This is a genomic window from Alkalimonas sp. (assembly GCF_020831925.1).
Lineage (GTDB): Bacteria > Pseudomonadota > Gammaproteobacteria > Enterobacterales > Alteromonadaceae > Alkalimonas.
The window spans coordinates 59,048-83,066 of sequence record NZ_JAFIFQ010000003.1 but is presented as its reverse complement, the minus strand read 5'-3'; the positions used below and the strand labels follow the sequence as shown (position 1 = coordinate 83,066).

At 50.7% G+C, this 24,019-nt stretch carries 20 protein-coding genes and 1 other RNA gene; 7 read left to right on the top strand and 14 right to left on the bottom strand.

Annotation, left to right across the window (positions count from 1 at the left end):
* Window positions 1-4 precede the first annotated feature (4 nt).
* Genes dinG through JJU14_RS02035 form a run of 4 tightly spaced genes read left to right on the top strand, consistent with a single transcriptional unit; the run spans window position 5 to window position 4,325 of the window.
* Window positions 5-2,050, top strand: a complete 2,046-nt coding sequence (dinG, locus tag JJU14_RS02050) for an ATP-dependent DNA helicase DinG (RefSeq protein ID WP_228610935.1) — start codon at window positions 5-7, stop codon at window positions 2,048-2,050.
* 11 nt (window positions 2,051-2,061) lie between these two features.
* The gene (locus JJU14_RS02045; protein WP_228610933.1) at window positions 2,062-2,841 is read left to right on the top strand and encodes a TSUP family transporter; all 780 of its coding nucleotides are present in this window, start codon (window positions 2,062-2,064) and stop codon (window positions 2,839-2,841) included.
* A gap of 1 nt (window position 2,842) precedes the next feature.
* A complete protein-coding gene (gene priC / locus JJU14_RS02040; protein ID WP_228610932.1) occupies window positions 2,843-3,394 on the top strand; it encodes a primosomal replication protein PriC in 552 nt (183 codons plus the stop codon).
* Between the two features lies 1 nt (window position 3,395).
* Window positions 3,396-4,325, top strand: coding sequence for a histone deacetylase (locus JJU14_RS02035; protein ID WP_228610930.1), 930 nt, complete (start codon window positions 3,396-3,398; stop codon window positions 4,323-4,325).
* Here the strand turns inward: JJU14_RS02035 and JJU14_RS02030 are convergent.
* Window positions 4,299-5,393, bottom strand: coding sequence for a tryptophan 2,3-dioxygenase family protein (locus JJU14_RS02030; protein ID WP_228610929.1), 1,095 nt, complete (start codon window positions 5,391-5,393; stop codon window positions 4,299-4,301). The two genes, JJU14_RS02035 and JJU14_RS02030, sit on opposite strands and share 27 nt — an antisense overlap.
* 135 nt (window positions 5,394-5,528) lie before the next feature.
* Between JJU14_RS02030 and JJU14_RS02025 the strand changes: the two genes are divergently transcribed.
* Window positions 5,529-5,789, top strand: a complete 261-nt coding sequence (locus tag JJU14_RS02025) for a late competence development ComFB family protein (RefSeq protein ID WP_091344617.1) — start codon at window positions 5,529-5,531, stop codon at window positions 5,787-5,789.
* 20 nt (window positions 5,790-5,809) lie between these two features.
* On the opposite strand, the gene ffs is transcribed toward JJU14_RS02025, so the two are convergent.
* The 3 genes from ffs to JJU14_RS02010 form a co-directional block, all read right to left on the bottom strand.
* Window positions 5,810-5,906, bottom strand: an RNA gene (gene ffs / locus JJU14_RS02020) — signal recognition particle sRNA small type.
* A gap of 113 nt (window positions 5,907-6,019) precedes the next feature.
* Entirely contained in the window at window positions 6,020-7,648 is a 1,629-nt protein-coding gene (locus JJU14_RS02015) for a methyl-accepting chemotaxis protein (protein WP_228610928.1), read from the bottom strand.
* 124 nt (window positions 7,649-7,772) lie between these two features.
* Window positions 7,773-8,669, bottom strand: a complete 897-nt coding sequence (locus JJU14_RS02010) for a DUF3014 domain-containing protein (RefSeq protein ID WP_228610927.1) — start codon at window positions 8,667-8,669, stop codon at window positions 7,773-7,775.
* Between the two features lie 169 nt (window positions 8,670-8,838).
* On the opposite strand from JJU14_RS02010, the gene JJU14_RS02005 reads away from it, so the two are divergent.
* A complete protein-coding gene (locus JJU14_RS02005) occupies window positions 8,839-9,981 on the top strand; it encodes a patatin-like phospholipase family protein (RefSeq protein ID WP_228610926.1) in 1,143 nt (380 codons plus the stop codon).
* Between the two features lie 161 nt (window positions 9,982-10,142).
* The gene (locus JJU14_RS02000) at window positions 10,143-11,042 is read left to right on the top strand and encodes a GGDEF domain-containing protein (protein WP_228610925.1); all 900 of its coding nucleotides are present in this window, start codon (window positions 10,143-10,145) and stop codon (window positions 11,040-11,042) included.
* A gap of 3 nt (window positions 11,043-11,045) precedes the next feature.
* Here the strand turns inward: JJU14_RS02000 and tilS are convergent, their stop codons facing one another.
* From tilS to bamA, 10 genes are read right to left on the bottom strand one after another with little or no spacing between them, the layout of a single operon-like run.
* Window positions 11,046-12,392, bottom strand: coding sequence for a tRNA lysidine(34) synthetase TilS (gene tilS / locus JJU14_RS01995; protein WP_228610924.1), 1,347 nt, complete (start codon window positions 12,390-12,392; stop codon window positions 11,046-11,048).
* A 22-nt stretch (window positions 12,393-12,414) separates the two neighbouring features.
* Window positions 12,415-13,371, bottom strand: coding sequence for an acetyl-CoA carboxylase carboxyl transferase subunit alpha (accA, locus tag JJU14_RS01990; protein WP_228610923.1), 957 nt, complete (start codon window positions 13,369-13,371; stop codon window positions 12,415-12,417).
* Between the two features lie 28 nt (window positions 13,372-13,399).
* The gene (gene dnaE, locus JJU14_RS01985) at window positions 13,400-16,873 is read right to left on the bottom strand and encodes a DNA polymerase III subunit alpha (protein ID WP_228610922.1); all 3,474 of its coding nucleotides are present in this window, start codon (window positions 16,871-16,873) and stop codon (window positions 13,400-13,402) included.
* Window positions 16,870-17,466, bottom strand: a complete 597-nt coding sequence (rnhB, locus tag JJU14_RS01980; protein WP_228610921.1) for a ribonuclease HII — start codon at window positions 17,464-17,466, stop codon at window positions 16,870-16,872. The genes dnaE and rnhB overlap by 4 nt, the downstream gene beginning before the upstream one ends.
* A complete protein-coding gene (gene lpxB / locus JJU14_RS01975) occupies window positions 17,459-18,628 on the bottom strand; it encodes a lipid-A-disaccharide synthase (protein WP_228610920.1) in 1,170 nt (389 codons plus the stop codon). The genes rnhB and lpxB overlap by 8 nt, the downstream gene beginning before the upstream one ends.
* Window positions 18,629-18,682: 54 nt before the next feature.
* The gene (lpxA, locus tag JJU14_RS01970) at window positions 18,683-19,453 is read right to left on the bottom strand and encodes an acyl-ACP--UDP-N-acetylglucosamine O-acyltransferase (RefSeq protein ID WP_228610919.1); all 771 of its coding nucleotides are present in this window, start codon (window positions 19,451-19,453) and stop codon (window positions 18,683-18,685) included.
* A 1-nt stretch (window position 19,454) separates the two neighbouring features.
* Window positions 19,455-19,907, bottom strand: a complete 453-nt coding sequence (fabZ, locus tag JJU14_RS01965; RefSeq protein WP_228610918.1) for a 3-hydroxyacyl-ACP dehydratase FabZ — start codon at window positions 19,905-19,907, stop codon at window positions 19,455-19,457.
* A 20-nt stretch (window positions 19,908-19,927) separates the two neighbouring features.
* Window positions 19,928-20,971 carry a UDP-3-O-(3-hydroxymyristoyl)glucosamine N-acyltransferase gene (gene lpxD / locus JJU14_RS01960; RefSeq protein ID WP_228610917.1) on the bottom strand — a complete coding sequence of 348 codons (1,044 nt, stop codon included), beginning with the start codon at window positions 20,969-20,971 and terminating at the stop codon, window positions 19,928-19,930.
* Window positions 20,972-21,493, bottom strand: a complete 522-nt coding sequence (locus tag JJU14_RS01955) for an OmpH family outer membrane protein (protein ID WP_091344641.1) — start codon at window positions 21,491-21,493, stop codon at window positions 20,972-20,974.
* 19 nt (window positions 21,494-21,512) lie between these two features.
* Entirely contained in the window at window positions 21,513-23,999 is a 2,487-nt protein-coding gene (gene bamA / locus JJU14_RS01950) for an outer membrane protein assembly factor BamA (protein WP_228610916.1), read from the bottom strand.
* Window positions 24,000-24,019 lie beyond the last annotated feature (20 nt).

The following is a 24,019-nucleotide window of genomic DNA, read 5'->3' as shown; positions in this document are numbered from 1 at the left end:
TTACATGCTGACAACTAAAACCCAACAAAGCATCCGCGCGATTCAGCAGCAGATCCGTAACGCCTTGCCTAACTACTGTGTTCGGCAAGGACAAAACCAGCTGATTGCAGAAATCGCCCATACCATTGCCGGCAGCTACCATCGGCATCATCGCATTGCGCTGGTCGAAGCAGGCACAGGTACCGGTAAATCACTGGCCTATTTGCTAGCCTGTATTCCTTATGTGCTCACACACAACAAAACGCTGGTCATTGCGACGGCAACTGTAGCTTTGCAAGAGCAGTTGGTACGTAAAGACCTGCCTTTTTTTCAGCAGCACTCAGGGTTGGACTTTGAGTTTTGCCTGGTCAAAGGCCGCCAGCGCTATGCCTGCATAGAGCGTTTGCAAGAGATGTTGCAGCAGCCGGAGCTGTTCCCTGATAGCAGTATGAAACATCAGGCGCTTGCTACCAAGCTACTGAAAGCATGGCAGCAGCGGCATTGGCTTGGTGATAGCGACAGCCTGCCCTTTGCGGTGCCGGATGCACTCTGGCAGTTAATTCAGGCCGATCCCTATCATTGCCATCGTGGCAGTCGCCGTCACCAGCACTGCCCTTTTCACCTGGCGCGGGCTGAGATTACCGGCAGCCAGGTGCTGGTGACCAACCAAGCCTTTTTGCTGGCCGATTTAGAAGCCGGCTCAGCACAATTACCCCCCCCGGAAGACTGTGTTTATGTGATTGATGAGGGTCATCACCTGGTTGATAGCGCGCGTAGTTTTTTATCCGCTAGTGCGCCCTTGGTGCAACAAGAACTATGGCTGGAAAAAGCGCTGAAGTTCAGCCAGCGCATGCAGGCGAACCTGCCAGAATCGGCTTTAAAAACCGCCATCAAACTGCAGGAGCTGATCGATGACTACCGCCGCGATTACCAACCCATTCAGCAGCAAATTCCAGCTTTTACAAAAACCTGGTTTCATGATAAACCACAGCATCGCTTTGCTGATGCTGCTTTACCACGGGTTGTTAGCCAACAGTCAGAGTCACTGGCTAAATCCAGCCGTCAGGTGCTCAATCAACTGGAACAGCTGCATCAGAAAATTCGGGAGGCGATTTTAGAACAACAGTTGCCTGCCCGAGCTATCAGCAGCACTCTGCAGGAGCTGTCGTCTTTTGATCAGAAGTTTAGCCAACAACAATCGCTGTGGCAGCTTTGGGCTGAGCCTCAGCACCCACAGGTCTATCAGGCACGTTGGGTCGAGCAGCCAGAACAACAGGACCACCAAATTATTGGCTGCGCCAGCCCACTGCGGGTGCAGGCACAATTGGAGCGTCTGTTGTTTCGGCCTGCTTTTGCCTGTGTGCTCTGCTCTGCCACCCTGACAGCGCTCAACTCATTCAGCTATCCCCTGCGTGAGCTGGGGCTGGATCAGTTGGAAGGGGTGCGCACGCTAAAAGTCGACTCGCCTTTCGCCTATGCCGAGCAAGGCCATATCCTGCTGCCCAAAATGCAGCATGAACCAACTGCCGACGGTTTTACCGCTGAGTTGTGCCAACTGTTGCCCGAATACTTACCCAAGCAGCAAGCCAGTCTGGTGCTGTTTGCTTCTTATTGGCAAATGAATCAGGTAGCTGAGGCGCTGCGCGCCAAAGGCTTTGATCTATTGGTGCAAGGTGAAGCCGCCCGGCAAAAGCTGCTGGAGCAGCATCGACAGAATGTGACCGCGCAAAAAACCAGTATTTTATTTGGCACCCAAAGCTTTGCCGAAGGGCTGGATTTACCAGGCACTCTGTTGACTAATCTGGTGATCACCAAGTTGCCTTTCGCAGTACCCACCTCACCGCTGGAAGAGGCCATGAGTGAAGCTGTGACTAAACAAGGTGGCAACCCTTTTGTACAACTAACGGTACCAGCAACAGCGAAGAAACTGGTACAGGCTTGTGGTAGACTACTGCGGCAAGAACAGGACAGCGGTCAAATTGTGATTCTGGACCGGCGCCTGGTCAGCAAAACCTATGGTAAAGCGATGCTCGATGCGCTACCACCATTTAAACGCAGCATTCACTATTAAGGCCTGTCGAATTGTTCGCTGAATTTGCCATCGAACCCAGTGTTCTGCTTATCCTTTGCGCCGTCGCTTTTACCGCTGGCTACATCGATGCCATTGCGGGTGGCGGTGGCCTGTTGACTATCCCAGCCCTGCTTACCGCTGGCCTGCCACCGCACCTGGCGCTTGGCACCAACAAGTTGGCAGCGACCTTCGGTTCCTTAACCGCCTCGGTAACCTATTACCGCAAACGCTTATTCGACCCGGTGTTCTGGCGCCGCAGCCTGCTCTATACCGGCATAGGAGCAGCCCTTGGTACCCTGCTGGTTGATCAGTTAAGCAGTGCTGCGCTGGAAAAGTATTTGCCGGTGGTGATTTTACTGGCCGCTGTCTATACGCTGTTTAACCGTATTGTGCCGGACGATCAACTCGAACTGCCGAAGCAAAACCGCCGGCTGTTCTGGCAACAACGAACTCAAGGTTTGGCGCTGGGCTTTTACGATGGGGTGGCAGGCCCGGGTACCGGCGCCTTCTGGATGGTCTCCACCATGGCACTGTATCGCATCAACTTGCTGCTGACCTGCGGCGTAGCCCGCACCATGAACTTTATCAGCAATGGCGTTTCACTGGCGGTCTTTTTGTTGCTGGGCCATGTCTTTATTCTGCTTGGCCTGGCAATGGGACTTTGTCTGATGGCGGGTGCCTGGCTGGGTGCCCACTCCGCCATTCGCTTTGGCAGCCGCTTTATCCGCCCCGTCTTTATCAGCGTAGTGGTGGCCATAGCATTGCGCCTGGCCTGGCAGGCCTGGAGTTAGTATGTCAGCGCTCAGCGAGCTGAAACTACGTTTAGAGCAATTGCGCGAACAGGCCAGAACCCTGGATCAGGCGCCGATGCCCGGCAAGCCGTTGGATTGGTTTCAGACCGATCTGTTCAGTTGTCACTCGCCTTACCTGACCGATTATGTGGATGAAGCCTTGCAGCAATTAAAGCGACTGGAACAGTATAGCTCGGGGCGGCAAGTTGTGAGCTCTGAGCACCAGCAACGACTGGCTGAGCGCATCGCAGCCCAGTGCAATGCACTCACCCGGGCCTTTACCAACAGCCAAACTCGTCAAAACTTTAAAGTAGGTAAACGTAAAGCACAAAAGGTAGTGCAGCAAATTACCCAATCCAGTCGTGATCTGTATCAGCAACTGAGTCAGTACAAAGAATTCGAACAACGTTTGGAAGACATGCTGCGTCTTGCCCGGCAACAAAACCAGGAGGTGCAGCAGCAACTGGCGTTGCAGGCCCGGTTAGGACGCTGTCGTCGCGCCATCAGCGAGGTAGAACAGCACATTCAATTTCAGGAGCAGCACAAGCGCTGATATGTCATTTCCTCTGGTTTATCATCCATGTTACAGCGCCTTAGAGCTGCCAGAACGGCATCGTTATCCCATTGGTAAATACCATGCTCTGCAGCAACAGCTGCTGTCATTTGGCGTGCCAACCGAACAATTTCATCAGCCAGCCCCACTTTCCGAGCACGAGCTTACACTGCTGCATTGCCCGGACTACATCCAAGCACTTTGCTCCGGCCAGCTGGATGCCAAAGCCATGCGCCGTATTGGCTTTCCCTGGTCGAAGCAGCTGATCCAGCGCTCACTGACCTCTATCGCCGGTACCCGACTCTGCGCCGAACTCGCATTACAACATGGCTTAGCGCTGCATTTAAGTGGTGGCTATCATCATGCCTTTTACGATCAGGGCTCCGGGTTTTGTCTGTTCAATGATCTGGCTTTTGCTGCAAAATCCATGCAACAGCAAGGTGTAAAGCGCCTGCTGATTTTTGATCTGGATGTGCATCAGGGCGATGGCACCGCACTGCTGCTGGCGAATGAACCGGATATCATCACCTGCTCGGTGCACTGCGACAAAAACTTTCCCTACCACAAACAACAGTCGGATTGGGATCTGGCACTGCCAGCAACCATCAGCGAACAAGATTATCTGGCGCACGTGGAACAGGCGCTTAGCTGCCTGCTCAACTGGTATCAGCCCGAGCTGGTGCTGTACGATGCTGGTGTCGATTGTCACCAAGAAGATGAACTGGGGCACCTGCAACTGAGCACAGCGGCTTTACTGCAGCGAGACCGCCTGGTACTGCACAGCTGCCGTAAGCGTGACATACCGGTTGCGGCCGTCATTGGTGGCGGCTATCAACGCGATCTGGCGGCGCTAACCCAGCTGCATCTGCAACTGTTTAAAGCCGCCTTCGAACTTGAGGGCAGCTCAATCGCCAGCAAAATAGAAACCTAACCGTTTTTTCAGACCCGCAGGTAAAGCTGGTAACTCAGACTTTGGCAACAAAAAGGTCGCCATATGAAACAGGTCGGTGAAAATGCGATTTTTCTCGGTAGTTCGTTTCAGGTAATCATGGCCGGAAGAGCCACCGGTGCCAATTTTGGTGCCTAACATCCGCTGCACCATCATGGCATGCTTATAGCGCCATATCGTCAGCTTTTCATCAATCTCGGTCAGGCAGGTCAGTAACTGGAATGGCAGATTAAAAACCGGCTCTTCCTGATACAAACTGATAAAAAGCGCTGATAACATAGCGCGCTGACTTAACCGGAAAGCGCCTTGCTGCTGCAGCTGGCTGTACTCCTCACTATCGAGCAGGGCCGCAAATTTCTGTCGGGTTTTGGCGATTTCACCAAGCTGTAGCTCACGCTCAGACTCCGCCAGTTGTTCAATGCTCTGCACGATGGCTTCATCCCGATTGAGCATGCTCTGGGTGGCCTGCTGGTACAATTGCCAGAAGCTAAAGTCACCAAACTCCAGAAATGGCATGCGCTCCAGCCACTTCTCAATCAACTCAAATAAACTGGGCTGATGCTCCAACGCCTGCAAGAAGTTGCGGTCTTTGTCATTGAGTCTGGTATAAAAGGAGTTTTTATCAAAATCGATACGGTAGTCGCTTTTAAGTCCCAGGCCAATTTCCAGCATTTTAAACTGCACACTCTGAAAGCCAGAAGCCGGTACCAGGTAATCGCGAAACGACATAAAGTCTTGCGGTGTCATGGTTTCCATCACCGCTATTTGTTGGTTCAGCAGCTGCTGAATACTGATTACTCGTTTCAGTTTATGCACGATGCCTGTCAGCTGTTCATCTTTAACTTCCTCTTCAGCAAAGACAGCCAGTACCGCTTTTAATTCATGCAAGATTTGCTTAAACCACAACTCATAGACCTGATGCACAATGATAAACAGGGTCTCATCATGCGCCTCTGCGCCATAGTTCGCACTTTCCGGTGCCTGGGCATTCAGCAGCTGGTCCAGCTGAAGGTAGTCACCGTAATAGCAAGGTTTTTGATTTTTCTGCATCTTTTTTGATTCCACCACGTCAGTAGCTGGCATTGTAGCAAGCCCCCCCCGCATAACCAATGCGGTGGTTTTTTTTGTAAAAGCCGATTATGCTTGAAGGCAGTAGCGTCTGCTTTACAACCAAGAAGAGTAATCATGATTCTGAACGATGATATTCACAACTACTATGAAAAGCTGGTGATCGATTATTTGGCGGAGCAAGGCTTGGATCAGAATAAAGATCCGGATTATCTGGCGGATTTAAGCTGTATTATCCTGAATCAGCTGCCACCGCGTTATATTCGCTATGAAGTGGATATGGCGTTCTACCTGCCGCAAAGTGAGCGCTTCGAAATGCAAATGAAGGTGCAAGAGGCGGTTCGCAAAGCCGTGGAGTTTTTGGATAATCAAGGTTAAGGGGGGAAAGTGGGTGGCAACCCCACCAGCCACATCCCGGCACATGCGTCATAAGCTGCGGCTGCTTCCTTCCGGACCTGACCGGGTTCACCTACTAGCATTGCGAGAGGACCCATGGGGTTACCATTGTGTGCCATCTGAATGGCAGGCGCGCATTATGCGCAAATCCTGCCTGGGTTGCAACCATCCGTATGCTGGCTGCTCAAGAAAAAAGCAGCGGTTAGCCGAAGTCAGACTTTAAAAGCCGCTGCTTTTTGCTGTAAATCCGATGACAAACGTGCCAGCATATCGCTGGCCTCTGCACTTTGTTTGGCACTATGCGTCACCTCACCGATACTGACGGTAAACTCACTGATGTTTTTGCTGATCTCTTCAGCCACTATGGTTTGTTGTTCAGTCGCGGTTGATACCTGGACGTTCATCTCTACAATATGACTGACCGAGCTTTTCATCTGGCTGATGACATCACCGGTTTCATTGACTTGCGTCACGCTAACCTTGGCAAATTGACCTGAGTTCTCCATGGCCTGAACCGCTTCTTTGGAAGATAATTGCAGGTTATCAATCATACCACGAATTGACTCGGTGGCTTTTTGGGTATTGGTCGCCAACTGACGCACTTCATCAGCCACTACGGCAAAACCACGACCGGCTTCCCCAGCCCGAGCCGCCTCAATCGCAGCATTGAGTGCCAACAGATTGGTTTGCTCGGCAATGCTGGTGATCACTGCCAACACCTGACTAATTTTGCCTGACTCATCATTCAGCTGTGCAATGACCTTAGTTGCCTCATCCATGGCGGCAGACAACTTTCCAATCGATTGGATACTTTGCTCCACCCGGCTCACTCCCTGTTCAGACAAGTGATCCGCTTCACCGGCTTGTTCCGAGGTACGCAAAGCACTGCCCGCAACTTCCTGGATCGCTGAAGACATCTGAGTAATAGCAGTAGCGATCATACTTACATGCTGTTCTTGCTCACTCGAAGTGGCACTCACTTGCTCACTGATATGACTCATTTCCTCTGCTGCAGTCGCTAGCTGCTGGATAGCAGCAGCCAGCTCTTTGAAGAATAACTGCAAGCGCTCCATAGTGCCATTAAAAGCGATGGAAGCTTCCGCCAACTCATCTTTGCCGGCGACTTTGGCTCTCACCCTTAGGTCTAGGCTGCTGCCAACCGTTTTGATGGCATTTTGCAACTGACGCAGCGGTGTTTGAATGGAGCGGTAAATCCAGATACCGAGCACAGCGAGCGTAATAAACACAGCCAACAGCAGCAGCATAAACACCATGCGACTCTGCTGAAAGCCCTGCTCTGCTGCCGCCCGAAAGCGCTCAGACTCGTCCAGTTGTAGCATAATTAGTGCATCCAGGGCAGCACTAAGCGGATCGGCGACAGCATAAAGGCGCTGATTAAATTCATTGTTGCCTATGGCGGTAATAAAGGTGTTTTGCTCGATGGCAGCGATGAAGCGATCGGCTTCGCTAAAAAAAGGTTGGCGCAAACGCTCGACATCCGACACCAACCGGCGCTCATCGGCCGTGAGTTCAGTTGCCAGATACTGTCGCCAATAGCGGTCGGCTTCAGCTCTGGCTTGTTGTAACTCTTGCAGCGCTTGCCTGGCATTGAGTTGTTCGCTTCGGTATTTATGGAAGGTATCTACCATGGTCACGGCATAAGCATCCGATACCACTTTGATCTGGCGAAGGGGAACCACCCTATCATGATAGAGACTATCAATCCCCTGATTAAGTTGCTGCATTTCGCGCAATGATAAAATTGCCAGCAACACGATCACCACCAGAGGCACAACTATGATGGCTGTTAGCCGTAATTTTACAGTCAATTGATTCAGCATGATGAACCCCTATACCTAGTACCAGTGCTTGGTTAAGCATAGACACAAGCTGGTAAAGGGGTAGCTATAAATAGCTGAATTAATTATAGTTTAATAAAAAATTAATAAGGAAATCCCTAAACAATCATTCTTGTAACGCCAGTCGTAATTTTGTCAAATGTTGATTCAAGCGCCTTTGGTTATCTGGCCCGATGCGGATCAACTGCTTTTGCACATCGCTCATAGCTTCCAGATGTGGCTCGGAAAAATGATACATCACGCTGGGCAGCTCCAGCTCAAAAACTCCGTCCATCACAGGCTGTGCCAGCAGGTAATCGATGGCTTGCAGCAAACGATACTCAAAGGGCTTATCTGGGTAACCAAGCTCGGCAAAAGCTTCATCCAGTAATGGCTGATAATGCCGCAACAATGCGACTTGAGCCGGGACTGGTACACTCTCTAGCAGGGTCAGATAGGGTTCATAACGACTGAAACCAGCCGGGTCCAAGCTCAATTGCTCGCCTTGTTGTCTTACCGCAAAGGGTTGATCCGGTGTCTCTAGCACCAGATGATCGCTGCTGATTTGGCCGCGGCTGATGTTGTCGGTCAGCACCACCAGACGACGCAGCATGTCTTCACGAACAAACAATCCGGCCAGGCCGGGTTGCCAGGGGAGTTGCAGCAACGACTGTCTTACTTCGGCATCTGAATCATTCAATGCAGGCAACGCAGGCTCTGGCTCTGGTTCAGGCTCTGCTTCAGCAAGCTCAGGCATAGCGTCAACCGGCAAGTCACCGGTAAGCGGCTCAACCGGCAATTCAGGGACAGGCTCCAAGGCAACGGGGTCTGGTACAAAAGGTTCAGCATCGGGTAATTCCGTAAGCTCAGCTTGCGGCAATGGCTGCACAGGTTCAGGCTCCGGACTGTCTGAGCGAAACAACAGCCAGCCAGCTATCAATAAGACCATGACCACAGCAGCCAGCCCCAGGTAGTATAGCTGCTGACCAGGTGCAGATGCTTCAGATGATTCACGCTCTGTCATAATGCCCTCTTTGCGTTGGAAAGTTGCATTCAATTCGTTATCCGACCAGACTAAAGTCAGGTCGTAATCACAGTCTGCTCAGCATACAATGGCTGGAAATTTTTCAATAACTCTTTTTAGCCAGCAGCTTAACTCAACAGAGCAGCAAAGCGAGTAAAAGTTCAGCCGAATGAAACAAACAGGTTCCGACAAGCAACGAAAAACAGCTTTGCTGCTGACCGGTGGTGGTGCCAGGGCTGCCTATCAGGTGGGTGTCCTTAAAGCCATTGCCACCCGCTACCCACGCAATAGCAAAATTCCGTTTGAAATTATATGCGGCACTTCCGCAGGAGCCATCAATGGCACCGGTATTGCCTGTTACGCCTCTTGTTTTCATTTGGGCGTAAAAAAAATTGAATGGGTATGGCGGCACTTCCATACCAATCAGGTGTACTATTCCGACTACCCAAGGGTATTTCGCCACCTACTGCGCGGTTTATTCAGCGCTTTTCAGGCCGATTATGCCAACAAGCGTGCAGTCAGTATGTTGGATAACACCCCTTTAAAACAGCTGCTTGGTAAGATCCTCGACTTGCAACGTATCGATCGCAACATCATGGGTGGCTACCTGTCCAGCGTCTCAGTGACCGCGTCCAGTTACAACGATGGCGATTCCATTACATTCTTTCAGTCCGACAGCGCCAGTGACTGGCGCCGGGCTAAGCGCTGCGGTCAGCGGACCCTGCTTGGTTTGCATCATCTGCTGGCTTCTGCCGCTATCCCGCTGTTATTTCCTTCGGTACAAATCCACCAGCAGTATTTTGGCGATGGCTCAGTCAATCAACTATCTCCACTCAGTGCGCCCATTCATCTGGGCGCAGAAAAAATCCTGATTATTGGTCTGGAACAACCTCGCAGCCATGACCGAAGCCAGCGTTTACCGCATCATCCAGGCCTTGCCACCATCGCCGGTCATTTGCTGGATACTATTTTTGCCGACACCCTGAACTCGGATTTAGAGCGTATGCAGCGCATTAACAGCACCATAGCAACCATGCAGCAGCATGGGATTGAAACCAGCCTCAAGCCAATTGATAGCTTGCTGGTAAACCCAAGCCAGAATTTTAACCAAATCGCCAGCGAGCATTTCTTATCCTTGCCACTGGCGGTGCGCACGATGTTCCGGCTGATGGGGATTGGCCAGCACTCGGATTCCAGCCTGGCCAGCTATTTGCTGTTTGAACAGGATTATACGCGTCGGCTGATTGAAATTGGCTTCGAGGATGGCATGCATCAATTGGATGCCATTATCGAATTCCTGCAATCGGATTAATCTGCTCTCTGGCGACTTCTTTGTCAAAAAAGTGCCGCTTATCACTATAGCTTGTCAAGTAAACGAGTTGAACAGTTCATAAGCCATTGATAGAGCTCACTATTAACATTTAGGCACAATTTTTGCTTTTACGACTGTATCACCTTAACCAGGAAGCAGTTATGAGCTTATGTTTACTTAGCGAAATCAGTCTGCCAGACGCGCCCAGCTACGCTGCAGTCGCGACCGATGAGTACTGGCGCGCTCCCACTGTCCAGCAGCATCAATCCTTGCTGGCACAGTTGCAAACCACGCTCGATCTGCGTGAGCAACTACAGCTTTTTTCGATGGCAGCAGGCAATATTCTGCCGCTGACCGGCCTGGAGTTGCAGACCGCTATTGGTCACTTCGGTGCAGCAGGCTCTGCCAGTGCAGAATTTCAGCATCGTAGCTTGCTTATGCTCAAAGAGCAGTGCCTGGCCAAATTGCATTATTGCAGTGAACACCCCTTCACTCCGCTTGTTTGCAGTAAGCTGCAAGCGCTTGAAGTAGAGTGGCTGTACTCGCTTCGAAATGCCCTGGTGGTTACCCGGCTACAGCAAATGGCACTCAAAGATACACTGACCGGCCTTGGCAACCGCCGATTCTTTGATGACAGTCTGGATAAAGCCATTCAACTGGCGATGCGCAGTCAAAGTTGCTGTGCGGTGTTGCTGCTTGACTTGGATAACTTTAAGCAGGTCAATGATCTTTATGGTCATACCGCAGGCGATGATATTTTGATCGCCGTTGCCAATGCCATGCACAGCACCTTACGGGCAACCGACTCACTGTTTCGTTTTGGCGGCGATGAGTTTGCAGTGTTACTAAGTGATGAGGATGTTGCCAGCAGTGAGCTGATTGCCAGACGGCTGGTAAAAGCTATTTCGCGCCAGCACGATTGCCAGCAACATCATGTGACTGCCAGTATTGGTATTGCACACTGGCAGCCAGGACAAACTCCGGCAGAACTATTCTCAGCAGCCGATAAAGCCCTTTATCTGGCCAAAGAGGCTGGCAAAAACCGCGTTCGTCAAGCCTAAGGCTTAGCGAAAAGGTTCGGCCTGCAGCAGACACCACAAGGTTGCCTTCGCCGGTGATACACAGCTGGCATAGCCAGCAACCAGTTGCACTTCGCCATGGCACAGCAGTAGTGGTAAATAAGGGCGTTGCCAGGGCGGGATCTGCCATAGTTTGCACCACTGTTTCAAAGGCTTGTGGTGCTGAGCACCAGCAGGCTTAAATAACAGGCTGAGCTGACCAAAACAGAGTTCCAGTTTAGTTGTATCCGCCAGTGGTAACCAGTTTTCACCAGGCGCTGTTTCCGAGTGAAGGAAATGCAACCACCCAAGCCCGGCCGGTAATTCAAGTTGTGCCTGCCCCTGCCATACTAAGCCAGTATGAGGCTTAGCGGCTAAAGGCTCACACAGATACAAAGCTCCCTGAAAACGTCTAAGCTGGTAGCGCTGCAACTGCAGCTCTGGAATGGCATCAGCTTTAGCCGCAATGACTTGTTGATGCAAGGTAGTTAACCAGGCCAGCTCCGGGTTTAATTGATGCAGTTTCAGCCAGGAGCGCAGCATGGCATTTTGCTCTGTTCGATTTTTTCCCTGCAAAGCAGCTAACTGCAACACCCGCTTATTTTCGCTTAGATAAGGCTGTAATTGCTGTTGCCAAATTTGCTCCAGCTGGTTATCTGCCGCAGCGCAATGCGCCATGCTTCGCGCAGCACTGTGAGCAAAGCCAGGCCAGCGCCCTGCCAACAGCGGCAGCACTTGCTGACGTAAAAAATTGCGATCAAACCGCAGGTCCTGATTGCTTGGATCTTCTACCCAATGCAACTGATGAAAATCTGCAAACTGCTCCAGCTCCAGGCGGCTATGTGCCAGCAATGGGCGTACCAGCAAACCTGCGGCAAAAGGCCGGCTTGAGGCCATGCCAGCGAGCCCGGTCAGTCCACTGCCGCGCTTCAAAGCAAGCAGCAGCGTTTCCAATTGATCATCGGCATGATGGGCAGTCAGCAACACACTGCCCGGCTCAGCGCAATGCTGCGCCAACAGCTGATAGCGCGCATCCCTGGCACGTGCCTCCAGATTATGCCGACCATCCAGTGTCAGACGATGAGACGCAAAGAGCACCGATCTTTTAGCGCAGGATTGCTGGCAGAATTGCAGCCAGTCATCCGCCTGAGGTTGCAACCCATGATGAACATGCACGGCCGATAGCTGCCAGGGAGCCCTGGCTGATAAACGATGTAGCAGCTCCAGCAGCACCATCGAATCCAGGCCACCACTGAGTGCCAGCACCACTTTTTTGGGCTGGTGTAAATGCAAACAAGCAGCCAGAGTCTCCTCCAGCTGCTTGTCGATTGAACGCGCATTGCCTGCGGCCATAACCGCTTAACTTAACATGAGCCTAGCAATAACCAAACGACATCAGTCGTTGATAGCGCTTATCCAGCAGCTCCTGCACCGATAATGTATCCAGTTGCTGCAAATCACTCAGAATAACCTCTTTTAAAGACAATGCCATTTGCTGTGGATTACGATGCGCACCGCCTAATGGCTCCGGCACTACCCGGTTAATCAGATCCAGCTCTTTCAGACGCTCAGCGGTAATGCCCATGGCATCGGCGGCAACCGCTGCTTTTTCTGCGCTTTTCCATAAAATAGAGGCGCAACCTTCCGGTGAAATGACCGAGTAAGTACTGTACTGCAGCATATTCACTCTATCACCAACACCAATGGCAAGAGCACCACCTGAACCACCTTCACCGACAACGGTGCAGACCACAGGCACCTTTAAACCAGCCATGACTTTCAGGTTCCGGGCAATGGCTTCACTTTGCCCCCGCTCTTCGGCACCAATACCCGGGTAAGCACCCGGGGTGTCGATAAAGGTAATGATGGGCATCTTAAAACGCTCAGCCATTTCCATCAGGCGCAAAGCTTTGCGGTAACCTTCCGGCCGCGGCATGCCGAAGTTACGACGTACTTTTTCTTTGGTATCGCGACCTTTTTGATGGCCAATTACCATCACCGGTCGGCCATCCAGTCTGGCCGTACCGCCAACGATGGCAACATCGTTGGCAAAGGTACGATCACCTGCCAACTCGTCAAAGTCGGTAAATACATGCTCAATGTAATCGAGTGTATAAGGCCGGTTTGGATGACGCGCCAACTGGGCAACCTGCCAGGCACCAAGGTCCGCAAAAATCTTTTTCGTCAATGCCAGACTCTTTTCTTTCAGTCGGTTGACTTCCTCTTCCAGCCCAAGATCGAAATCGCCGTTGCGGCTGACATTGCGCAGCTCATCAATTTTTGCTTCCAATTCGGCAATGGGTTGCTCAAATTCCAGATAATTTAACATCATGAGTCGTCAAACCTTCTTATGATTCGGTTCAATTATGAAAATCTAATTCTATTTCGGCCAGCTGCCTTAACTGATGCAACAGCAAATCAGTTGGTGTCACCCACCACTCAGTACCTACCCGCAGACTGACCGTTCCTTCCGGCCGCTGATAATGCAGCAACACCGGCACAGTACCCGACTTATGTTCAGCCAGTGTCTGCTGCAACTTGTCGAGGTACTTCTCATCACATTGCGCTGATTTTAGCGTAATTTGCAGCGATTTCAGATATTTTTCTCGTACTGACGTAATTTCAGCCAGATCGCGGCCGGTCATTGTAAGGCCACCACTGAAATCATCAAATCGTACCTGTCCGGTAACCACCAGAACTTTGTCTTTTTGCAGCAGGGTTTCAAAGCTGTCAAATTGCTCAGGAAACAAACGCACATCGACTCGGGCCGACTTATCATCCAGCGTCAGTAAAGCCCAGCGCCGGCCTCGCTTATTCACCAGAACCCGCACAGCAACGACCAGGCCTGCAACGGTAATGGTTTGCTCACCCCGGGTTGGCTGCAAGTCCACTAATCGGCAGCCAACATAATGCTTTAACTCGTCAAGATAACGATTGATTGGATGCCCGGTAAGGTACAGGCCCAGCGTTTCGCGCTCACCTTCCAACCAAACTTCATCCGGCCATGGCGCCACCTGGCGAAAAGACTGCATCGCCTGCTCCGGCTCTGGCGTTAAAGCACCAAAGAGATCATTCTGACCAATAGCTTCAGCATGAGCCTGCTGCTCGGCCGCGCGCACAGCGTCTTCCAGACTGGCGGAAATCGCGGCTCGATGAGGGCCTAACCGATCCAGGGCGCCAGCCATAATCAGCTTCTCTATCACCCGCTTGCCCAGTTTTTTCAGATCGACCTTGTAGCAAAAATCAAACAAGTCCGTGAATGCACCAAAGCGCTCACGCGCTTCGATGATAGCCGCAACCGGGCCTTCACCAACGCCTTTTATCGCACCAATGCCATAGATAATCCGTCCCTGCTCATCCACGGTAAACTTGTACTGGCCGGCATTCACATCTGGCGGTAGCAGCTTTAACTTCATCCGATCACATTCATCGACGAGCGTGACGATTTTATCGGTATTGTCCATATCTGCCGACATGACCGCTGCCATAAACTCAGCCGGAAAGTGCGTTTTCATCCACAGCGTTTGATACGATACCAGGGCGTAGGCAGCAGAATGTGACTTGTTAAAGCCATAACCTGCGAATTTTTCCACCAGGTCAAATATCTTTATGGCCAGCTCGCCGTCGATGCCATTATTTCGGGCGCCTTCTTCGAATACGGCTCGCTGCTTGGCCATTTCCTCTGGTTTTTTCTTACCCATGGCCCGGCGCAGCAAGTCGGCGCCACCCAGGGTATAACCGGCCAGCACCTGGGCAATCTGCATCACCTGCTCCTGATACAGAATGATGCCGTAGGTCGGCTCTAAAATGGGTTTGAGCGATTCATGTTGATAATTGGCATCTGGGTAAGAGATGTCTTCCCGTCCCTGCTTACGGTCAATAAAGTTATCCACCATGCCGGACTGCAAGGGGCCAGGACGGAACAAGGCCACCAAGGCAATCATGTCTTCAAAACAGTCGGGTTTAAGGCGGCGGATCAGGTCTTTCATACCACGCGATTCCAGCTGGAATACTGCCGTGGTATCCGCCCGCAGCAACGTTTGAATACTTTTCGGATCGTTAAGAGGGATGGTATTAATATCAACCAGGGGTTGATTGTGTTGCTGCCGACGCACATTGACCATATCCACAGCCCACTGCAGTATGGTCAGTGTGCGCAGACCAAGAAAGTCGAACTTAACCAGCCCGGCAGTCTCTACATCATTTTTATCAAACTGTGTTACCGGGTTATTGCCAGCATCATCACAATAGAGTGGCGAGAAATCAGTAATTTTGGTGGGGGCTATCACAACCCCACCAGCATGCTTACCGGCATTGCGGGTCACCCCTTCCAACCGGCGCGCCATATCAATCAGATCGCGAACTTCTTCATCCTGCTCGTACAGCTCTGGCAAACGCGGCTCTTCTTTAAAAGCCTGCTCCAGCGTCATGCCAGGTGTTGGCGGTATCAGTTTGGAGATACGATCGACAAAGCCATAAGGATGCCCCAGCACCCGGCCAACATCCCGAATAACCGCTTTGGCTGCCATGGTACCGAAGGTGATAATCTGCGACACGGCTTCGCGGCCATACATGTCGGCCACGTGTTCAATCACCTCATCCCGTCGATCCATGCAAAAATCAACGTCAAAATCCGGCATTGATACGCGCTCTGGATTCAAAAACCGTTCGAACAGTAGATCAAACTCCAGCGGATCCAGATCGGTAATTTTCAGCGCATAAGCTACCAGTGAGCCAGCACCCGAGCCTCGACCCGGCCCCACTGGTATGCCATGATCTTTACTCCACTGAATAAACTCCATCACCACCAGGAAGTAGCCTGGAAAGCCCATCTGGTTAATAACATCCAGCTCAATCTGCAGACGCTCATCGTACTCACCACGCTTGGCCGCCCGCTCTCCAGGCTCTGGAAACAGCTGTTCCAGCCGCTGCTCCAGACCTTCGCGCGATTTAAGCACCAGAAAATCCGCATCCGACATACCGCCGGTGGGAAAAGCCGGTAAAAAATACTCGTACAAACGAATGGTGACGTTGCAGCGTTTGGCAATTTCTACCGAGTTTGCCAGTGCCTCCGGGATATCGTGGAACAGCGCCACCATCTCCTGCTCACTGCGCAGATATTGTTGCTCGGAATAGTTTTTTGGCCGGCGTTTATCGTCCAGCGTGTAGCCATCATGAATGGCAACGCGAATTTCATGGGCAGAAAAATCATCCGGTGTTAAAAACACCACCTCATTGGTCGCAACTACCGGCAAGTCGTTCTGTTGCGCCCAATCAACCGCGAGTTGAATGTATTGCTCTTCATCTGGCCGTCCGGTGCGAATAAGCTCCAAATAAAAGCAATCATTGAAGTGTTGCTGATAAAAAGCTGTCAGCGCTTTGGCAACCTGCGGATTCTGCTTTAGCAGGGATTTACCCAGCAGGCCATCTTTACCACCTGACAACAAAATCAGACCAGCACTGTGCTCTGCCAACCAATGATGATCAATTTGCGGCTTACCATCCAGATGCCCTCGCAAATAAGCCTTCGATATCAGCAAAGTCAGATTTTTATAGCCAGTATTGTCCGCTGCCAGTATCAGCAAGCGGCCACTGTCCTGGCTGATTTGAGTATCGTGCACCCAAAAATCAGCTCCGATGATGGGTTTAATGCCCGCGTCAATGGCTCCGCCATAAAAGCGTACCAAACCACAAAGATTCATTTGGTCGGTCAAAGCCAGTGCAGGCATTTGCAGCTGCACAGCTGCTTTTAAAATGGGTTTAACCTTGGCCAGACCATCAACCATGGAAAAATCACTGTGCACCCGCAGGTGAATAAAAGCCGGCAAGCTCATGCCGATGCCTCTATCTGCTGTTGTACCGGCTTAAAACTGCGACGATGCTCTGACAATACACCAAACTGCTGAATGGCTCTCAGGTGATCCGCCGTCGGATAGCCTTTGTGACGATCAAAGCCAAACTGCGGATAACGCTGGTGCAGTACATGCATTTCTTCATCACGAGCGACTTTGGCAAGTATCGAGGCAGCACTGATTTCAGCGACCTTACTGTCACCTTTAACCACTGCCGTAGCAGGGACTGGCAGTTGTGGGCAGCGGTTGCCATCGATCAATACCCACTCGGGTTGCACTGATAAGCCGGCCACCGCGCGCTGCATAGCCAATAGGGTAGCATGCAAAATATTGAGCTGGTCTATTTCGGCCGGCTCGGCCCTGCCAAGACTCCAGCACAACGCCTTTTGGCGGATTTCTTTCGCCAGCAGCTGACGCTTTTTCTCCGACAGTTTTTTTGAATCGGTTAAACCTGCTATAGGCTGGCTTGGATCCAGGATCACAGCAGCTGTTACCACGGCACCAATCAAAGGGCCACGCCCTACTTCATCGACACCACATACCAAGCGTACGTCCGGACGGATAAAATCAGTCATGCGTCCCCCGCTTTGCAATCAACTCCAGAATGGCAGTGGCGGCTTGCTGACTGGCATCACAAGCAAGTTGCTGATGCAACTCAGTGAAACGCTGACGTAACTGACTGCCAGAATCCCCCAACAAGGGCTCCATGGCCGCGACCAATGCCTCTGGTGTTACCTGTTCTTGCAGCAGCTCAGCAACCAATGGCTCATTCGCCAGTAGATTCGGCAGGCTAAAGTAATCAATGTTCACCAACCATTTTGCCAGTTGGTAAGTAACCGCATTGAGTTTATAGGCCACCACCATAGGGCATTTAGCCAACATTGCCTCCAGGGTGGCGGTGCCAGACGCAATAAAGACTGCATCGGCGGCGGTCAGCAGTTCACGCGACTGACCAACCAGCACCTGCAAAGGCAAATCCGGAGCAACCTGTTGTTTAATGGCAGCAAATACTTCCGCCTTTTGCTCTGTCACCATTGCACAGACTAACTGCAGCTCAGGCTGCAAGGCTTTCAGCTTTGCAGCTGCTTGTAAAAAAGCCGGACTAAGTAACTTGATTTCATTGCTACGACTGCCAGGCATTAAGGCAAGTAACGGCTGTTCGCCTAAGCCAAGAGCGACTTTGGCGGCAGCTTTATCGGGCTGTAGTGGCATCTGATCAGCTAAGGTATGACCGACAAAACGGCATGGCACCTGGTGCTTGTCGTAAAATGCTTTTTCAAAGGGTAATAAAGCCAGTACCAAATCGGTTGCAGCGGCAATTTTATAAATACGCTTTTGACGCCAGGCCCAAACCGATGGGCTGACATAATGCACAGTGGTAAGCCCTGCCTGCTTTAGCTTAAGCTCGACCGGCAGATTAAAATCTGGTGCATCCACGCCAAGTACCAAATCCGGAGGACTCGCCAGCAAGCGGGTAATCAATTGTTTGCGGATAGACAGCAACCGCGGCAAGCGTCCAAGGACCTCGACCAGCCCCATCACCGCCAGTTCTTCCATATCAAACCAGGCATCAAAACCCAGTGCCTGCATGCGCGGACCGCCAATGCCGAAAAACTCGGTATCTGGTCGTTGTTTTAAAAAGGCAGCCATCACTCCGGCAGCAAGAATATCACCGGAGTGCTCGCCAACAATAATGGCGATGCGAAGCTTTTTTTGTGTCTGTAACTCAGAGGACATAAGCAGGATTCCAGACATCGGCGCTGGCCGCAGCGACTGCGGCCGAGGATACAGTTAACGAATAATACCGCGCTTGGACTGCTCGATAAACTGCGTTAAACGGCGAACTTCCGCACTGGATTCGCTGTGACTGGCAAGAGCAGCAACGGCTTCAGCCACCGTATGCCCTTTGCGATAAATTTCTTTGTAAGCTCGACGAATGTCCAGCAGAGTCTCTGCCGTAAAGCCACGACGTTTTAAGCCTTCGGTGTTAATACCTACAGGAGTAGCTGGACTACCATTGGCCATTACAAAGGGGGGCACATCTTTTAACACAATAGAGCCACCACCAATGAAGCTATGGGCTCCGATATGGCAAAATTGGTGCACACCACTCATGCCGCCCAAAATAACCCAATCCCCAACATGCACATGACCCGCAGTCGAAGCATTATTGGCATAAATAACATTGCTGCCAATCACACAATCATGAGCGACATGGGTGTAATTCATAAACAGATTGTGGCTGCCAATAACAGTTTTGCCTTCATCCTGAATGGTACCACGATGCACAGTACAGCCTTCGCGGAAAATATTAAAATCACCGACTATCAACTCTGTCGGTTCATTTTTGTATTTTTTATCCTGGCAGGCTTCACCTATGCTGGCGAACTGAAAAAAGTGATTGCCACGACCTATAATGCTAGGGCCTTTGATCACCACATTGGACTCGACAATGCAGTCATCGCCCAAAATAACATCTGGCCCGATGTAACTAAAAGGACCAACCCGGACGTTGTTGCCTAACTGAGCTGTAGGCTCTATCACTGCAGATGGATGGATCACGTCAGAATTCTCTCCTGGCACACATCAGCTCGGCACAACAGACCAGCTGACCGTCAACTTTGGCCTCACCGTAGAATTTCCACATATTACGGCGCTCTTTTAAAAACTTTACTTCCAGCACCATGGTATCACCCGGTACCACAGGTTTTTTGAAGCGAGCTTCATCGATGGCTGCAAACAGATACAACTCGTTTTCAGAGCGCTCTGCCGCTGTCTTGAATCCTAAAATGCCCGTTGCCTGCGCCATGGCTTCCAGAATCAGAACCCCAGGGAAAATAGGCCGGCCCGGGAAATGCCCGGTAAATATAGGTTCATTGATGGTGACATTTTTAATCGCAGTCAGGCTTTCTCCCGGGGTGTAATCAATCACCCGATCAATCAATAAAAATGGGTAGCGATGTGGCAACAAAGCCATAATGTCCTGAACTTCAAGACTTGAAATGGGATTAGCCAAAGTTGATCCTCTGTTTGTCTTTATGCTTGCTTGTCAGTTGTCTTGCTGTCTGCCAGCTGTTGCTCAAGATCTTTGACGCGTTGATACAGCTGATCTATTTTTCGCAAACGTGCCGTATTTTTCCGCCATTCTGCATTGGTAGTGGCTGGTATGCCTGAAGTATAGACGCCTTTTTCCGTTACGGGCTTCATTAGCATGGCCATACCACTGATTTGCGCGCCATCACAGATCTCAATATGACCGTTAATAACCGCTGCACCACCGATGATGCAATAACGACCAATAATGGCACTACCAGCAATGGTGGTAGATCCGGCGATAGCGGTATGATCGCCTATCCGCACGTTGTGTGCTATCTGACACAGGTTGTCAATAATGACATTATTGCCTATCACTGTATTTTCAATTGCACCACGGTCAATACAGGTCTGAGCGCCGATTTCACAATCATCACCAATTAGCACAGTACCAACCTGAGGTATTTTCAACCATCGCCCGCGCTCATTGGCAAAACCAAAGCCATCGGCTCCCAATACAGCACCACTGTGCACAATGCAGTTGCTACCAAGCTCTACGCGATGGTAAATGCTGACATTGGGCCAAATCCGGCAACCAGCGCCAAGGCGAGCAGCTTCACCAATAAAAGTGTGAGCACCCACTTCCACATCATCGCCAATCACCGCTCCGGCTGAAATAACAGCATAAGGGCCAACCGACACCCCTTTACCAAGGGTTGCGCCAGCATCAATCTGAGCGGTAGGATGTATTCCTAAAGCCGCTGGCGGTGTGGAGTCCAGTAATTGAGCAAGCTTGGCAAATGCAACATAAGGATCGGCAACCAAAAGGGCGGCTCCTGGCCACATCGCTTTATCTTCAGCGCGCAGCAATAAGAGGCCAGCCTGGCAGTCCGTCAGTAAATGCTTGAGTTTTGGATTAGAGAGGAAACTGACCTGATCAGGCCGGGCCCGCTCTAAAGTGCCAACGCTGCCTATTTGCAGCTCTTCAGAACCAATTAGCTCAGCATCGAGATGCTGAGCTAATTGCAGGGCGGTCCAACTTTTCATTTAGTTGCCGCTTTGAATTTGACGAACAACAGCCGCTGAAATATCGTAGCTGTCTTTGGCATAGACGGCTGCACCAGAGTTCAGCACGATGTCGTAGTTACCTTGCTCGGCTACTTTATCGATAGCGTTTTTGATCACAGCAAGCAGCTTGTTGCGCTCTTCAGCCTGACGCTGACGCATTTGCTCGTCCAATGGACGCGCCATTTGCTCGTACTGAATTTGCTGTTGCTGGATGGTTTCAGCCAGACGCTGCTGTTCAGCTTCACTCATGGTCGGACCATCACGACGAATTTTTTCAACATTGAAGTTGATATCGCGCTCCAGCTGGCCAATCGCTTCAATGCGCTCGCCAAACTCAGCCATAATAGTTTCCTGAATCTGCTGCGCCTGTGGCAACTGGCTGGCAATCGCCTGCACATCTACAAACGCAATTTTTGCAGCATGAGCAGCCGTTGCCCCTAACAAAAAAGCACCAAAAACCAAAGTTGCAGCGGTTTTAACAAATAAATTTTTCAAGGTCATCATCCTTTGTTCTCAATGTTCAGAAAGTAGCACCAATATTAAAACTAAAGTTTTCCTGCAAGTCACCATCGTATTTATTGATGATCTTGGCAAGACTGAAGGTCAGAGGACCCATCGGTGAAATCCATTGCAAGGATACACCGGTACTGACCCGGATCATAGACGGATCTGAGTAATCTGCCAACAGCGGTTCACGATCAAATTGACGCTGCTGTGTTAGGCTGGCATAGCGATTGAAATCAAACTCCGTATCCCAGACGTTACCGGCATCAATGAAAACACTGGTTCGAACCGAGTTGCGATTGTCTTCACCAACAAAAGGTGTCGGCGTGATCAGCTCCAGCGTAGCAACCGCCATGGCATTACCACCAATCGAGCGTTGCGATACACTGTAACGGTCATTGGACGGGTCACCCGGTAAATTACCACTGCCGCCACCAATTGGATCGGGCAAGCCAGGGATTGACGTTGGGATCCGGAAGACAGCACGTGGACCAATAATCCTGTGCTCGAAACCACGGATGTTGTAACCACCCGCAGTAAAGTTCTCATTAAAAGGCAAGGTGTAATCATAGCCATTTCGGCTACCATACCCATTGCCGTAACCAAGTTCGAGCTTACTCATAAAGGTCCAGCTATGATCACGACTGAGCGGGATGTATTTACGCGCTTCAAAAGTGGTCTTAAAGAACTGTAGATCGGAGTTTGGTGTAGAAACCCGGCCATTTAAACCAAAATAGTGGCCAGCGGTCGGGAACAAGCCGCGGTTCAGAGTACTTTGTACCCAGCCTGCTGTCAGCTCATAGTTGATGTACTTTAAACGCCCATCCGGATCATTGCCATCCAGCAACACATTCTTGAAGTGGCGCAGCTGATCGTAATCCTGCAGTAAGCTCAGATCATTCACACTGATGGATGCACCAAAATTCAATCGATTGTACTCGTTGATTGGAATACCCATGGAGGTACCAATGCCATAGCGTGTCTGACGGTACGCTTCCAGATTCGAGCTTAAGCTGCTGTAATCCGTTTTGGTGTAAAATACTTGGCCACCTAAGCTTACCCCATCCAACGTGAAGTAAGGATTGTTGTAATTGAGTGACACTGTTTTCTGGTACTTATTGGTATTTAAATTGATACCGGCACTGTTACCAGAACCCATAAAGTTGGTTTGTTCGACACCAATCTGGAAAGCAAGCCCCTGGAAGTCACCATACGAAATGCCCGCATTAAAACTGCCGGATGGCTGCTCGCGCACATTGAAGGTGATATCCACCTGATCTTCTATACCCGGCACATCGCGAGTTTCAAACTCAATGCGCTCAACATAAGGCAAGCGCTGAATACGCTGCTTGGACAGTTCCAACGCATCGTTCGACAACCAACCACCTTCAAGTTGGCGAAGCTCACGACGGAACACTTCATCTTTGGTATTAGAGTTACCAGCAATATCAATGCGGCGCACATAGATGCGTTTACCCGGGTCCACATTGATGGTCAACTCAACTTCTTTGGTATCGTCGTTGATATCAGGAATGGTGGTAACGCGAGAGTTGGCATACCCAAAACGAGCTAAGACCCGGCTGATGGTTTCTTCGGTAAAGGTCACCAAAGCGCCATTGTAGAGCTCGCCTGGACGAATAGGCACGATGCGTTCAATCAGAGCATCCTGACCGATCAAGTCACCGGCAAAACGTACCCCTGTCACGGTATACTGCTCGCCTTCAGTCACATTCAATGTGACATAAACTGACGACTTATCCGGACTAACCGAGACCTGCGACGAGTCGATGCTGAAGCGCAGATAACCGCGGTCCAGGTAGTAACTTTGCACACGTTCAAAGTCGCCTTGCAGCGTTTGCTTCTGATAACGATCAGAGGACAAAAAACGCCACCATGGTTTATCCTGGCCGGATTCAAACACGCTTAACAAGGTGTCATTATCAAACACTTCGTTACCAACGATATTGATCTGCCGAACCGATGCAGCATCGCCTTCATCGAACTTAATTTTGACGTTGACCCTGTTACGCGGTAAATACACCAGCTCTACTTCCACATTAGCCTGGTATTTGCCCACGCCGTGGTAAAACTCGGTTAGACCATTTTCAACACTGCGTAAAATGGTGCGATCCAAAGGTTCGCCAACCTGAATACGCTGCGCCGTTAAACTTTCATTCAGCTGATCATCTTTGATGTCTTTATTGCCATCAAACTCAATACTGTTAATTGTTGGCCGCTCTTTCAAGCGGTAGATCACCGCATTGCCATCACGCAGCACGCGGATGTCATCAAAATGGCCGGCAGAAAACAGCGTCTTAATGCTTCGGGACAAGGTGTACTCTGTCACCGAGTCACCAATACTGAAAGGAATGTTATTCAGAGCTGCACCTAAAGCAACTCGCTGCAAACCTTCGACCTGAATATCCTGCACCACAAAGGGTTCATCTGCATGGATGGTGTGACTGATTCCAGCAAGCAGCATGGCAGCTGCCAATCGTTTCATTATCATTCTGTGAACAACTT